This is a genomic window from Desulfitobacterium nosdiversum (assembly GCF_049860565.1).
Lineage (GTDB): Bacteria > Bacillota > Desulfitobacteriia > Desulfitobacteriales > Desulfitobacteriaceae > Desulfitobacterium_A > Desulfitobacterium_A nosdiversum.
Window position 1 is genome coordinate 3,911,082 of record NZ_CP172056.1, and the last position, 13,898, is coordinate 3,924,979.

Annotated in this window: 15 protein-coding genes; 1 reads left to right on the plus strand and 14 read right to left on the minus strand. The window is 39.8% G+C overall.

Annotation, left to right across the window (positions count from 1 at the left end):
• Window positions 1-23: 23 nt before the first annotated feature.
• The gene (locus ACHOLT_RS19045) at window positions 24-611 is read left to right on the plus strand and encodes an undecaprenyl-diphosphatase (protein ID WP_425803912.1); all 588 of its coding nucleotides are present in this window, start codon (window positions 24-26) and stop codon (window positions 609-611) included.
• 123 nt (window positions 612-734) lie between these two features.
• Here the strand turns inward: ACHOLT_RS19045 and ACHOLT_RS19050 are convergent, their stop codons facing one another.
• From ACHOLT_RS19050 to ACHOLT_RS19115, 14 genes are all read right to left on the minus strand, one after another.
• Complete coding sequence (locus ACHOLT_RS19050) at window positions 735-1,163, minus strand: EamA family transporter (RefSeq protein ID WP_425803915.1); 429 nt, start codon at window positions 1,161-1,163, stop codon at window positions 735-737.
• 271 nt (window positions 1,164-1,434) lie between these two features.
• Window positions 1,435-2,802, minus strand: a complete 1,368-nt coding sequence (locus tag ACHOLT_RS19055; RefSeq protein ID WP_425803917.1) for an ABC1 kinase family protein — start codon at window positions 2,800-2,802, stop codon at window positions 1,435-1,437.
• Window positions 2,803-2,830: 28 nt separating this feature from the next.
• The gene (locus ACHOLT_RS19060) at window positions 2,831-3,637 is read right to left on the minus strand and encodes an ABC transporter permease subunit (protein WP_425803920.1); all 807 of its coding nucleotides are present in this window, start codon (window positions 3,635-3,637) and stop codon (window positions 2,831-2,833) included.
• An 18-nt stretch (window positions 3,638-3,655) separates the two neighbouring features.
• On the minus strand, window positions 3,656-4,531 hold the full coding sequence (locus ACHOLT_RS19065) for an ABC transporter ATP-binding protein (RefSeq protein ID WP_425803923.1): 876 nt from the start codon (window positions 4,529-4,531) through the stop codon (window positions 3,656-3,658).
• Window positions 4,532-4,581: 50 nt separating this feature from the next.
• Window positions 4,582-5,583 (minus strand): class I SAM-dependent methyltransferase, encoded by a 1,002-nt coding sequence (locus ACHOLT_RS19070; protein WP_425803925.1) that lies wholly within the window; start codon window positions 5,581-5,583, stop codon window positions 4,582-4,584.
• A gap of 161 nt (window positions 5,584-5,744) precedes the next feature.
• The gene (locus tag ACHOLT_RS19075; RefSeq protein ID WP_425803928.1) at window positions 5,745-5,942 is read right to left on the minus strand and encodes a hypothetical protein; all 198 of its coding nucleotides are present in this window, start codon (window positions 5,940-5,942) and stop codon (window positions 5,745-5,747) included.
• Window positions 5,943-6,219: 277 nt separating this feature from the next.
• Window positions 6,220-8,100, minus strand: coding sequence for an aryl-sulfate sulfotransferase (locus ACHOLT_RS19080; RefSeq protein ID WP_425803931.1), 1,881 nt, complete (start codon window positions 8,098-8,100; stop codon window positions 6,220-6,222).
• 216 nt (window positions 8,101-8,316) lie between these two features.
• Window positions 8,317-8,484, minus strand: coding sequence for a hypothetical protein (locus ACHOLT_RS19085; RefSeq protein WP_425803933.1), 168 nt, complete (start codon window positions 8,482-8,484; stop codon window positions 8,317-8,319).
• 196 nt (window positions 8,485-8,680) lie between these two features.
• Window positions 8,681-9,337 carry a phosphate signaling complex protein PhoU gene (gene phoU / locus ACHOLT_RS19090; protein ID WP_425803935.1) on the minus strand — a complete coding sequence of 219 codons (657 nt, stop codon included), beginning with the start codon at window positions 9,335-9,337 and terminating at the stop codon, window positions 8,681-8,683.
• A 17-nt stretch (window positions 9,338-9,354) separates the two neighbouring features.
• Window positions 9,355-10,110: a phosphate ABC transporter ATP-binding protein PstB gene (gene pstB / locus ACHOLT_RS19095; protein ID WP_425803937.1), complete on the minus strand. Its 756-nt coding sequence runs from the start codon at window positions 10,108-10,110 to the stop codon at window positions 9,355-9,357.
• A 14-nt stretch (window positions 10,111-10,124) separates the two neighbouring features.
• Window positions 10,125-10,967, minus strand: a complete 843-nt coding sequence (gene pstA, locus ACHOLT_RS19100) for a phosphate ABC transporter permease PstA (protein ID WP_425803939.1) — start codon at window positions 10,965-10,967, stop codon at window positions 10,125-10,127.
• A complete protein-coding gene (gene pstC / locus ACHOLT_RS19105; RefSeq protein ID WP_425808175.1) occupies window positions 10,964-11,827 on the minus strand; it encodes a phosphate ABC transporter permease subunit PstC in 864 nt (287 codons plus the stop codon). Before pstC ends, pstA begins: the two co-directional genes overlap by 4 nt.
• 239 nt (window positions 11,828-12,066) lie before the next feature.
• A complete protein-coding gene (locus ACHOLT_RS19110; RefSeq protein WP_425803941.1) occupies window positions 12,067-12,936 on the minus strand; it encodes a phosphate ABC transporter substrate-binding protein in 870 nt (289 codons plus the stop codon).
• A gap of 107 nt (window positions 12,937-13,043) precedes the next feature.
• Window positions 13,044-13,754, minus strand: coding sequence for a response regulator transcription factor (locus ACHOLT_RS19115; RefSeq protein ID WP_425803943.1), 711 nt, complete (start codon window positions 13,752-13,754; stop codon window positions 13,044-13,046).
• Window positions 13,755-13,898: the final 144 nt, after the last annotated feature.

Genomic DNA, 13,898 nt, shown 5'->3' on the forward strand with positions numbered 1-13,898 from the left:
ATCTCATAAGGGAGGAAATTTCGGTGAACGCGTTTGATATATCGCTTTATCATTTCATCAACCAATGGGCCGGACATCATCCAATTCTGGATCATGTAATGGCTTTTACCGCTCGGTATGCCTTAGAAATTTATGCTCTTCTTTTTATTGCGGCATGGTTTACATTGCCAAAGTCGGATGAAAAAAAACGGCATGGGATAATTGTTATGGGAATTTCCGGGGTTCTTGCTTTACTCATTAACTTTGCTATCGGCCATTTTTATTTCCGACCGCGGCCTTTTGTCGCTCTGCCCCATGGCACATTTACTCAGCTCATTCCGCATGCCATTGACTCCTCCTTCCCGAGCGATCATACGGCTGGAAGTTTTGGGTTTGCAGCGGGTTCCTGGCGAAGATCTAAATCTTGGGTGCGTCGAAGCTTCACCATTCTCGCCTTTTTGGTTGGTTTCTCACGAATCTATGCCGGAGTTCATTGGCCCACTGATGTTTTAGCAGGCATGGTTATTGGAATCGTAAGCGCCCGAGTAGTTTGGGCTTTAAACTCCTGGCTGAAACCGCTGACACAATTCGGACTGCGCGTTTTTCATTTAGGCAAATTCGCTACTCGATAACCAACAATCGATATACAATCAATCAAAATTCAAAACCTAATAAAGAGATAAAAAAGCGAGGAAGCCAGAGATAATTATTTCTGGGCTTCCTCTTTTAGATTCTTTTAATTAGACATTTTTACCCTATTTTTTGTTAATCAATATTAATCCAATAACACAAATTGCTATGCCCAATAATTGATTTGTACCGAATCCCTCTTTATAAAAAAACACTCCAATGGGAATAAGTACAAGCGCAAGAATTATATTTGCAACCAAAGAACCTATGCTTATGTTCCAGCCTGCCCTATAGGCCATAATATATCCAAATTCCAGACCCACAATAGAAACACCAAGAACTATACTTGTCCAGTTTAGATCGCCCAGTGTTTTAAAAAACCCTTTATCCGTTTTAGTCAGTTGAAAGGCGATAAGAGTGACAACGGCTCCCGTTAAATACGTAATAAACAATGAAGAAAACGGATTTGCTTTTGCGGGTATTGATTTTGAACATATATTATAAAAGATATTAGATCCAACAATAAGCGCAATCGAAAACACATACATAAACATGATTTAACCTTACCCCCTCAACATATTTCACCGCCAAATGAATCACTGAGCATAGCGCAAAAATAAAAAGCCCGAAAATCATAGGGATGACTTTTCGGGCTTATCCTTCCGCTTTCACAGTTAATCTTAGGGCCTCACACTCTTTATAACTATGAATCTTTAATTTCCATTTTCAGTTCAGCTTAATACTCATCTTAACAAAAGATGTTTAATATATCAATATGCTTTGAGAAGAGATTTACTCAATTAAGCCGATTCGTCTCGCTGTTTCTCAGGAGAAACTAAGGATTCGCGTAAGAAAATGGATCGGATTATATCTATCCCATAATATTTTCCGGCTATAGGGTTTTACCTGCTCAATCAGACTGAACTCTGGATCAAGGCGATATAAATATCCTTCAAGAGTTATTAAAGTTTTTCCAACGAGAATAAACTCGGAAGGCAAATAGATTCCATGATGATGGATAAGGTTGAAGAAATCCTGAACTCCTTCCCCTATTCCCCTGATTCCCTGCGATTGATTAAGATACTTCGATCGCAAACCGGAAATATCTTTCAAGAATTGAGTCTGATCGATTTGCTGTGGAACAATCCCCATCTGCGATATAACTTCAAAGAGCCGCTCGTCCTTCCCTCGAAGAAGAGCCATAATAAGCTCTGCAAGCTGATAACGCATTGACTGTGTTAACGTTCCTAAAACTCCAAAATCGATTAACGCAATTTTTCCCTCGGGCAGAATGAAAATATTCCCGGGATGAGGATCACCGTGAAAGTATCCATCACTAAGGATTTGTCGAAGTAAACCTCGGCCAAGTTGTTTAGCTATAAGTGAGCGATCATATTCTTCACCTTTAATAGATAGGTCTTGATCATCAATCATTTGGTGAAGAGGGATTCCTGAAATAAATTCTTGAGTTAAAACTGTGGCCTTCGTAAATTCCCAGTAAATTTTAGGAATGACAAAGTTTGAATTTTTCCGATTTAGCCGGGCTAACTGTTCAGTGTTGCGACCTTCATTGAAAAAATCCAGTTCTTCCAATAATGTTTTGGAAAACTCGTTAAAAATCGTCTTTAGGGGATATCGTTTTCCCCATTCTGTTCTTTGTTCAAACTTAGATATCAGGAAGCTAAAAATTTCTAAGTCAACTTCTGCAACTTCTCGGACGCGAGGGCGTTGAACTTTTACAGCTGCCTTTTCTCCGCTATATAAAACAGCCTGATGCACTTGTCCGAGTGATGCTGCCGCTAAGGGCCTTGGATCAAATTCTTGAAAAGCAGCATCCAGCCGTTGCTGCAGCGCTTGTTCAATAACCTGACGTACTTGCACAAAGGGGAAGGGACGAACTCGATCTTGAAGCTTTGTTAATTCTGCAGCAACGGGTTGCGGAATGATATCGGTACGATTGCCGACCAATTGGCCCATTTTAATAAATGTTGGTCCAAGTTCCGTGAGAGCTTCTCGTAAACGGACTCCGATCAGTGTCAGCTCTGCCTCTGAGTAATGACGTTTAGAACCGATTAAACCGGCTCCTTTGGGCAACGGAATCTGTTCCAGGACAAAATAGCCCAAACCATAGCGAATCAAAATAGAGATAATTTCAGAATAACGGGCAAAATGCCTAAACGGTATTTCCATCATACTCACGATCCCCGCTTCATAACCTTCGTTATAGAGCTAAATCTTTCCCATCAAAGACCTTCATGGCTAAATAAAAAAGAATTAGAGTTCCAATACCAAGTCCTATTATCCTCCCCATAGGGTCCATGGACCCCTCCAATATTTCTTGAGGCTGATAACATTGAAAAAGCGATAACCTGCGAACCCAAGATAATTGATCACTGAGTCCACCCGTAACATCCAAGGCATAAAAGATCAATGTTAACCCGGCAGCAAAGGTAAGCGTTAGCTCCCCCTCAGCATGTAAAGCTGAGAAAAATAGGCTATACGCTCCCATTAGAGAATAAAAGGTAAAGCCAAGGATTCCAAAACGAAAATAACTCCAACGATCAATAGAAATTTCAAAGATGAAGGTTCCCACATATAAACTCAGCAGCGTAAAAAAGACGAGAAGAGCATTTCCGCTGAGCAGCACAAGCGCTTGGGTAGCAAAAAATTCATTTCGTGAAACCGGGGTTGAGAGAAGCAGGGCAAGTGTCCCGTCATCAACCATTTTGGCCAAAAGCTCATTTGCCGTCTCTACGTTATATAAAGCCATGAGCATTGCCCAAATCCGTGCAAAAAATTGGCCCGATATAAAGGCTTCAAACGTATCCATGCGGGCCTCCTCGGAAACTCCAAATACGGTTTTAACGGTTGAGGGCAGGGATTCCGCGATTTGCGCTACGGCTGGATTTTCAGATATGACAGGATAAACCCAGGTTAACAGCCCTTCATAAAGAACAATCCCCGTTGCAAGTTTTGCTATTTTTTTGCCATTCTGCTTCATCATCGCTCGAAATAATGCCCTGTTCAAACTCGATCCCCCCTTTCTTCAGCGATAATATTGCATAAATGCCTCTTCAAGCTCGAGAGTTCCTTGTTTAAATCGCTTAACGTGAATCTGGGCAAGAGTTTTCCATAGCAATTCCTGTTTATCTGCAAGAATAATAGTAAATCTACTTTTCCCTAAAGCGTAAATCGTTAGGCCGCTTTGCCGTAGAAACTCCGCGTCTTCTTCTCCCTCAACCTCGACTTCAAACGTTTGACGTTCATTTCGTTTGAGTGAGGCAACATCTTGTATATTAAGGAGTTCGCCCTCTCGAATAATCGCTGCTTGTTCACACGTTCTTTCAATTTCGGAGAATTGGTGTGAAGACATAAAAATGGTTTTTCCTTTTTTCTTTTCCTCCAGAATCAATTCGACAAAAGTCTTTTGCATCAACGGATCAAGTCCTGATGTCGGCTCATCTAAAATAAGAACCTGGGAATCCAGCATAAATGCAGCAACAATGCCTAATTTCTGCTTCATTCCTTTGGACATTTTTCGGATTCGTTGTTTTGGATCCAGTTCGAGAGAACGGAGAAGTTCAATTTGATTCCTCTTAATATCTCTGCGTTCTCCATGCATTCCCTCAATTAAATCTAAAAATTCCTGGCCGGTCTGTTGTTCTATAAAATGAAGTTCCCCAGGCAGATAACTAACGATGCTCTTTAACTCTGTACGATTTTTCCAGCAATCCAGCCCCCAAATTCTTGCGCTGCCCTGATCCGGCTTCATAAATCCCATAAGAAGGCGAATTGTTGTTGTTTTTCCGGCTCCGTTAGGTCCTAAAAATCCAAAGGTTGTCCCCGAATTCATTTGGAAGGAAAGATTTCTTATACCTCGCCCCTCACGATAGATTTTCGTGAGTTCACTCACTTCAAGCACACTCCACCCACCCTATTTCTATATTTTTTAACTGGGTTTTCTTTTCCCATTTAAGTTCGTGCAAAGAAATAATGAGAGACCTTTAACGGCAATGGTATAACTTCTATCTCACGAAATCCTGAATCTTGCAAAAGGTTACGAACCTCTTGTTTATAGGGCAGCCCTTCAAATCCTTTATGACAAGCCAGGAAAAAACTCATCAAGTTTTGGGGAATGTGTGTTTGGATAAAAGGAATCGAAGAATTTTCCCCGCGAAGTGCCGTCAGAATGCCAATCCATCCTCCCGGCACAAGCCATGTCTTTATCTGCTCAATAAGTTCTATTCGTTGTTCTGTCGAGAAATAGTAAAGATTATTATTCAGTAAACAACAATCATATTTTTCGACCGGGGCATCCTGATCTAAGATGTTTAGGCAATTAAACTGCAGCCGATCTTCAAAAGGCTTTGCAAGAAGCCTTGCTCGTTCAACTACAGATGAATTAACATCTACTCCTACTCCCTGAACTTTGGGGAATTCTTCGATCAGCTTCCTCAGATAAATCCCTTCCCCGCAACCGACATCAAGAATCCTTCGCCAGTGTTCTTTTTCACATTTTGCTTTGAGCAAGGGCCAAGCAAAATGTTCTGAAGCTCTTGACGCTTTCGAAATCAACTCATTCTCCATTTCGCTTTCCATTTGCACTGGGGAAACCTGAGTCGTTATGCGGTTAGGGAGTTCAGCAAAAATAGCGCCCCAATAAAGGACAAATTCTTTATACATAGCCTCAAGACCAAAGTCACGATAGAAATCAACAGCCTTTCCAATACGGGTTAAGCTGTATTTACTATCCGTTTGAAGAATTAAACCTTGAATTTTCGCTTGCTCAAGCCAGTGGTCGAATAAAATCGGGTCCCATTCAGGATTTAGTTCTAATAGTTCTTCCTTTGACCTTTCTTGTTGTAGTAATTTCCAAAGATCCAGTTCAAAGCCAGTATGAACAAGCCACAAAAACCCTAGGTTTTCCATGAGCGTGACTGTTTTTCCGAGAAGCGCCAAAATTCCAGTTTGCATTACGTTCACCCTTCCGCGAATACTTGGACTCTTTAACCCTGTGGATTGCTATTTCATTTTAATAAATAACTGAATATAGCCTTTGAGATTACCCACTCAGGCTTTAAACCCAAGTGGGTAACTGAAAGGTAAAGGTAAAGGTAAACGTATACTAATAACAATTATTCCTCATCTTCAGGTTCAATTTCATCTGAGTTATTCACTTCACAGGCCCCATGACAGCATGACCCCTCACAGCATGGCCCATCCGAGTCAATCAGGATTAGAAGCAACAAAGCAATAATTACTGCCAGTTCATGAACTAAAAGTCCGCCGATTAAAAAAGATATTTCTCTCGAATCCGATTTTTCCTTGCTCATGATGTTTTCTCCTTTTAGTTTCATATATTGGCATTATATTCCATGGGCCTCATATTGGTAAGTTGGCCATAACAAAGAAAAAGATGCCCACCAAGTTAAAGTGAACATCTTCGTATAAGAGATTCTTATAAGTCTTATTTTAATAAAAAAGCTAAAATTTACCACTTAGCTTCTGCTTCACGGTAAAACATACACCAAGGATATTCAGAATTAATAGAGGTTAGGCTTTTGAGACGCAGTTATCAATCATAGCCTAACCTTTTGTATTTAGTATTGTCTAAAAATTTGCTGATAATTGGGTGTCATATCTTTTATTATCGATGTTTAAATAAATATCGTAATCACCCGATAATCCTTCCCTGTTCACATAAAATTGGAAATCATTATCGTTTTGTACTTCAAACGAAACACAGGCTGCCGTAACATCATGAACAACCGTTGATATGGAATAGAACTTTGATTCATTTTGGCCTTTTAATTCAAGGATAACTTCTGATCCTTCTCTAAAGGTTGCGCGAAGAGCCAACCTGTCTTCTTCAAGGACTAAATTTAAATTATGTTTTTCTGGAAGTCCTACCTCAGCATCTTTAAACTTAATTTTCATAAACTCTGGGGTTACTCCAAAGCCACCTAGAAATTCACCCTTACCTAAAACCAGGTTCGTCTTTTCATCATATGGACTGATTTTTCTTGCTCTATAATAATTGCCTCCCTGAACTTTCAGCTCATATTTAACTTCGTCATCTTGAACTTCGACAGTAATGGACTCTAAAGTTAAATGAATGTGTTCATCTTTATATTTGTTCAAGAGCATTGCACCCAAGCCGTCGGTGTGTTTTCCTCTGTAGGTGGCGATACCGCCGGAGTGAATCATATAATGTCCTTTATCATAATAGTCTACATTGGAGATATATGGCGAATAGAATTCAGCTCCTCTTTCTTTACCATACTGCCAAACTTGTTCAATTTCCATTTTGTCAGGGTCAATTCTATAGATTACCCCTCTGGAGAAGTTCTCTTCGGGCGGAACTCGATTCGCTTCGTTTTTAGCTCTATAGGTTCCATTATCAAAGACAAATACATCACCATTCGGTAAAATTCTTGCGGCATGCTGTTCATATTGCCAGTCGAACTCTCCCTTGGTTACATTCTTGAAGAAATATTTCTGCCACTCCTCTCCCCAGCCTTCAGGATCACCAAGAATCCAGTTCAATTTTCCTGTATCATAATTGAAGTTGATAATTGCATCTTTATGTCTTCCGGACATGGTTATGGAGTTCGTCGCTTTGTCATACCAAACCGCGTTATTGTGGAACCAATCATGGTGATTCCAATCTCCCGCATTTCCTTTTTCTCTGGATAAAATCTTGAGCAAATCCCAGGATTTTAGTACTTTTCCAGTTTTCTGATCAATCTCAACTACATAATCTTCTACCGATTCATCGAAGTCATTGTCAGACGCGGATAAGATGTGCCCATTTTCCAACTCGATGGCATCATGATGGAACCCCCCCGGCAGGCGATATTCCTTATAGATTTTACCGCAGAAATCCATTTCCATAAGCCCGGCAGTATAGTAGGGTTTTTGCACTGTCCTATAGGAAGTTACCATAAGTCTTCCATTCTCTAGTTTTTTAATATCCCAGCTTTGTTTATTGGTTATTACCCATCTTAAATCACCCGCATAATCGAAGCCGGCAGTTTTTGCCGAATCGATTAAAGGAGTTGTGGTTGAAATCAGCATTAAATCTTTCCCGAAATACTCCGGCGTGGTTCGGCAATAAAGAGCCCTATTAACATCGAGTTCTTCCACTTTAATCTTAACCTGTGATGTTTGGCCATTGCCTAGGGTTAGAACAACAGTGTTCTCATAATTGTCGTATAATCCATAAATCGGTAATACATGCTCTTTGGCTGCCGCAAAGGTATGGGTTAAATCCCCCTCAACGGCTTTACCCTTTACCGTTATTTCAGCCGTTGTCTCTTCATCTGTATTAAAACAAATGACTGCAGCAAGTGGATTAATCAGATACGGATTTTCAACGACGAGAGGGTTTTCTATCGAATATTTTCCTGATCTAAGCTTAGCTAAAAACTTTTCTTCAGACTCAGTTTGTAAAGTAATTAAGTGTTTTTCTGTTTCCAATTCATTCCTCAAAGCTTTCACTCCCTTTAACAAATGAGAACATTTTCTGAAACCGCTTGCTCTTGTTCCCTCGATCACATTATATATTTCTTCCGAATCCGTTAAAAACATAAGTTTGTTGTTTAATACCACAACTCCTTGTTGTGATCATAAGATACCATGCAAAAATCGCAGATGCTTTGATAACAAAATTGATTCTTGAAATCCATTAATCTAAAAAACCAGAACTCAAACGTTATGAGATTCTGGTTTAATTCGTGGCGCTTCTTTAATTTCTTTTTTTCGAGGTAAGGATTTTCGATTCATTGGCAATTTTCGTATTGAAGGCCCTATAGGCTCTAGCCCAACTCTTTGCAAAATTTCATTAATAACAAGTGAGTTTTCTTCGTTCAACATGTTCACTCCTTTCAAAAAAAAATTTTAGGGGAGTTTTAGCTCCCCTATATGGTAAGGGGAAGGCATGAATTACTTTTATTATAAATAAGCTTTGTTAACCTCTAATTAATTTACTGTTAAATATAGATTATTTTTCAGCAAAAAGTATAAAAGGCTTTGAACCAATCAATGATTCAAAGCCTTTTTCTCTTATTATCTAATTTAAGTCTGACCGTTTTCCTGTGACTACATAAATTGTTTCTTCTGAAATATTTGTGCAATAATCTCCCATCCGCTCAAGGAATCTCCCTGCAAACAATAAGTACGTCGCTTGGTTAATCGTCGACGGTTTCTCAATCATTAAAACGAGTAATTCACGGAAAATCTGATTATATAAATGATCGACCATATCATCTTTTGCTGCCATGGCCATTGCTTCTTCAACGTTTTCATTTTTACACGCCTCTAAGCCTTGTGCCACCATTTCCCGAACAAGCTCTGCCATACGCGGGAGATCAATGAGAGGTTTCATTAACTCTTGAGAGCCAATACGCAGCGATTGTTTCGCAATATCAACCGCGTGATCTCCTATCCGCTCGAGGTTGATAGAAATCTTAAAGTTAGCAACAATTTTACGCAAATCCTTCGCAAACGGTTGTTGAGTTGCCATGAGAAGAGTGCATTGCTCTTCAATTTTTGCTTGTAGTTCATTCACCTGGAGATCTCCAGTAATGACTTGATTCGCAAGCTCTAAATCTTGATTTACAAGGGATTTGATAGCGATATCAATTTGGCTCCGCACCAATTCTCCTAACTGATATATTTTCTGATTCAAATCTTCTAAAGCTTCATCAAATAAATGGCGAGTTGTCACTCTAGATGCCCCCTTTATTAACCAAAACGACCGGAAATGTAATCTTCAGTTCTCTGATCTGCGGGTCGGGTAAATAGTACACCTGTTTCATCAACCTCTACAAGATCACCGTTTAAGAAGAACGCCGTCTGGTCAGAAATTCGAGATGCTTGATGCATATTATGCGTGACGATAACAATAGTATACTTTAATTTCAATTCCGTTACCAACTCTTCAATTTTCATCGTAGAAATCGGATCAAGAGCCGAAGTAGGTTCATCCATTAACAATACCTCAGGTTCAACTGCCAACAACCGTGCAATGCATAATCTTTGCTGCTGCCCCCCCGAAAGTCCAAGTGCACTTTTGTGTAAACGATCTTTGACTTCATTCCATAAAACAGCGCCGCGCAGACTCGCTTCAACAATCTCATCTAATCGGGCTTTAGAAGTCTCACCATGGATACGTGGGCCATAAGCAACATTTTCATAGACGGATTTGGGAAAAGGATTCGGTCTTTGAAAAACCATTCCTACACGTTTTCTTAGAAGAGCAATATCAGTATCTGACGCATAAATATCTTGGTCGTCAATCTTAATCTTGCCAAAGATTTTAACATTCGGCAACAAATCGTGCATTCGATTTAAACTACGTACAAATGTCGACTTACCACAACCTGATGGTCCAATGAGTGCTGTTACACTTTTCTCAGGCATGGTGAGACTGATATCCGATAAAGCCTTATGATCGCCGTAGTATAAATCTAGATTCTCAACAACGATTTTATTCCTCATAAATGGAGTCTCCTTTATTCGTTTTTGCCGAGAAGTCGTTTTTGCAACCAGCGACTTGGCAAGGCTAATATAATATTAAAAATAAGGACCATAATAATGAGCAGCGCTGCAGTTCCATTAGCGATCGCATCCGCATTTGTACCCGGAAGAGGATTGGACTTCACTGCAAATAAATGAACAGCCAAAGTTTCTCCCGCCGCCATTGGGTTCGTATCAAAGAGATGACGCGAGACATTCATCCCTGCTGTAAAAATTAAAATTGCCGTTTCACCTAGAGCACGACCGGCAACTAAGGTCACCCCAGTTACAATACCAGGTAAAGCCGTAGGCAGTATAACCTTGCGTATGGTTTGCCACATCGTGGCTCCAAGTGCGAGACTAGCTTCTCGATAGCTCGAAGGAACAGCCCGCAGGGAATCTTCGGTTACACGGACTAAAATCGGTAAATTTAATAAGGCTAAAGTTGCCGAACCGCCAAGGATGGAAAAGCCAAGCCCAAGCTTATTAACAAAAATAATCATACCAAATAATCCAAAAACAATCGAGGGTACGCTGGCTAAACTCTCTGTGCTTAGTCGAATTAAATCCGTCAGCTTATTCTGAGGCGCATATTCAGCTAAATAGATGCCCGCTCCTACTCCAATGGGTAAAGAGAAGAGCAAGGAAAGGAAAAGAATATAAAAGGAATTGAAAAGTTGAGCCCCAACCCCATCCGAACCCGTTAAAAATTGAATATTAAGGTAAGGTAACCCTCTGCCAAGAATATAGACAAGAAACCAAACAAGAATTCCAAGAATTATCAAGGCCGCTAACCAGAGAACTCCAGTTGCGATCTTATCTATTTTTTTAGGACTCATCGAACTGCCCCCCTTCTTGCAGCAACGCGCACGAGGATAATAAGAATAAGGGAAATCAGTAAAAGAATAAGGGACATCATAAATAAAGCATTATTCCATGTCGAACCAAAAGGAGTGTTCCCCATCTCCATGACAATATTACTCGTCAAAGTTGAAGTTGGGCTAACGAGCGATTCGGGGAATCGTGAAGAATTTCCAATAACCATTTGAACAGCCATAGTCTCACCAATAGCCCGTGCCATAGCTAAAATTAGAGCAGTCATAATACCTGGTGTTGCAGCTGGAACCAATACTCTCCAGATCGTTTGCCAACGCGTTGCACCTAAGGCTAATGAGGCTTCTTCATAAGTATCCGGTAACGAACGCAGTGTATCTTCTGTAATACTAATAACTGTCGGCAGAATCATAATCGCCAAAACAATTGAACTTGCCAGCAGGCCAAAACCAGTTGGGGATTTTGATGTTTTGCGTATGATATCCACAATAACCGTTATGCCGACATAACCGTAAACAACGGATGGGATACCCGCAAAAAGGTCGGTAGCCGGGCGCATAACCCTTCTCACGCGATTCGGAGCAATTTTAGCTAAAAATACCGCACCTGCTAATCCTAAAGGACCTCCAATGAGAATAGCAATTATGGTCGAGGCAATAGACCCAGTAATAAATGTAAGTGCACCAAATTTTCCGTTGCTTGGATTCCAAACACTGCTCGTAAAAAACTCGACAATACTTGTTTGACGGAAGGTTGCCAACCCTTGATTCCCTACAAACCAAATGATTGAAACGATGATCAGCGAAACGAGAATTGCACTCGCGATAAAAAGGTATCGAAACAAACGATCGTTAAAATAAACCATGGACCTTCTTTGAGGCAATACCTCCACCTCCATTAAACTCGAAACCTTTTATTTAATAATGTTCGACAAATCTTTCATAATTAACTTTAGCTTCCCTCTGTTAAGTGCGAATTAACCTATTGTTAAGTTTATGTTAAAAAATTTTTTAAAAATAAATCCTAACCCCTCATTGAGATCGTCATCTCCTTAAGGGTTAGGATTATATTTTACGATCTATCGAATTCCTTCAATAGATTCCATTATTTTTTCATTTTGCTGACAGGAATGAAACCAGCTTTTTCAACATTTGCGTTTTGGAAGTCAGCGCTCATGATGTAGTCGAGATAAGCTTTAACCGTTCCTGTAGCCTCTCCTTTGGTATACATATGACCAAAAGCATAGATTGGGTATTTTCCACTGATAACTGCATCTGCACTATAAGCTACACCATTATATTTCAGAGCTTTTACAGTATCTTTCAAATATGCTGCATCGATATAACCAATTGATCCAGGAGTTTGTGCTACACCTGTAATTAAGTTACCTGTTGAATCCTGTGCTGTTGCTGCAGATGTGAAATCCTTACCGCCCATTACAACTTTGCTGATGGTTGCCCGGGAACCAGAGGAAGCCGCACGACCAATGATTGTAATTTTTACGTCTTTACCGCCAACTTCTTTCCAGTTTGTAATTTTACCTGTAAAGATATCTGTTAGTTGGGCTTGGCTTAAATCATCAACAGTTACATCTTTATTGACAATGATGAGGAAAGGCTCAACTGCAACTTGATGGTCAACCAATCCTTTGTCTTTTAAATCTGGAGCAGAATCAACCGTTACATCCGAACTACCGATATCAACAGATCCGCTTGCAACATTGTTTAATCCTGTGAAAGATCCGCCGCCGCTGATATTTACTTGTACTCCGTTATTCTTAGCCATGAAATCTTTTGCAGCAGCTTGAGCCAACGGTTGCAGCGCAGTTGATCCAGCTGCCGTAATCGTTTTCTTGTCAATTGTAGCAGATTGTGCTGCCCCTTGAGGTGCAGCAGCTTGTCCGCAACCTGCGAGAGCTAATAAGGCAACTAAAGCTGTGCTAACAATAGCGATTCTGGACTTCGATTTAAACATGTTTTAATTTCCCCCTTAAATTCACTCTTAAATTATTTGAAGCAATTTACAAAATGAATTATAGTTAATGTTTGTTAATTAACAATGAAATAATCGTAAAAGGTATGTTAATTTTTTGCTGCTTGATTTGAAGTAATAGAAGCAAATCGATAACCGATGCCCCGTACAGACTCGATGACTGGACCCAGAGACTTAAGTTTATTTCTTAAATTACTGATATGGACATCCACGGTTCGTGTATCACCGCTTGCTTGATAACCCCATACTTTCTGCATAAGATATTCACGACTAAAAACTTGATTCGGTCTTTTTAGAAAGATATGCAATAGTTCAAATTCCTTAGCTGTTAAATTCATGTTTTCTCCCGCTAAAGTGACAATGTAACTATCTGGCCATAATTCAAGTTCTCCCCAAAGAATGGATTTTTCTTTTTCCGGTTCACCGCTGCGTTTACCTTCACGAAATCTAGCCTTAACCCGAGCCAATAATTCTCGAGTGCTGAAGGGTTTTGTTACATAATCGTCTGCTCCTAATTCCAGTCCGATTACTTTATCCGCTACTTCATCCCTCGCACTTAACATGATTATCGGCAGGTTTGTTGTATCTGAATTTGATCGAATTGCCTTACAAACTTCATATCCATCCAACTCAGGCAGCATTACATCTAACATCACTAAATCAGGATGTTCAGCATAAACCATCTCCAATCCTTTTTTACCATCTCCGGCAACTTTAACGTCATATCCTTCCCGCGTTAAATTGAACGTCACAAGCTCTTGAATGACCTGTTCATCTTCGATTAATAATATTTTAGGCATTTTGACATTCCCCCCGCCGGTTTGGAGTTGTAATTTATTATTTAAGCCATTTCAAGTTTATTCGCTCCGTGTTAATTCAAAATGAAAAACAGGTTAATTTATTGTTAAAAAATAAATTTTTAACAATAAAAAAGCCGCTGAATC

Bases quoted from the DNA above. Each gene is read 5' to 3' on its own strand.
- ACHOLT_RS19050 (WP_425803915.1), bottom strand. From the start codon at position 1,163: ATGTTTATGTATGTGTTTTCGATTGCGCTTATTGTTGGATCTAATATC.
- ACHOLT_RS19055 (WP_425803917.1), bottom strand. From the start codon at position 2,802: ATGATGGAAATACCGTTTAGGCATTTTGCCCGTTATTCTGAAATTATC.
- ACHOLT_RS19070 (WP_425803925.1), bottom strand. From the start codon at position 5,583: ATGCAAACTGGAATTTTGGCGCTTCTCGGAAAAACAGTCACGCTCATG.
- ACHOLT_RS19075 (WP_425803928.1), bottom strand. From the start codon at position 5,942: ATGAGCAAGGAAAAATCGGATTCGAGAGAAATATCTTTTTTAATCGGC.
- ACHOLT_RS19085 (WP_425803933.1), bottom strand. From the start codon at position 8,484: ATGTTGAACGAAGAAAACTCACTTGTTATTAATGAAATTTTGCAAAGA.
- pstB (WP_425803937.1), bottom strand. From the start codon at position 10,110: ATGAGGAATAAAATCGTTGTTGAGAATCTAGATTTATACTACGGCGAT.
- pstA (WP_425803939.1), bottom strand. From the start codon at position 10,967: ATGAGTCCTAAAAAAATAGATAAGATCGCAACTGGAGTTCTCTGGTTA.
- pstC (WP_425808175.1), bottom strand. From the start codon at position 11,827: ATGGTTTATTTTAACGATCGTTTGTTTCGATACCTTTTTATCGCGAGT.
- ACHOLT_RS19110 (WP_425803941.1), bottom strand. From the start codon at position 12,936: ATGTTTAAATCGAAGTCCAGAATCGCTATTGTTAGCACAGCTTTAGTT.
- ACHOLT_RS19115 (WP_425803943.1), bottom strand. From the start codon at position 13,754: ATGCCTAAAATATTATTAATCGAAGATGAACAGGTCATTCAAGAGCTT.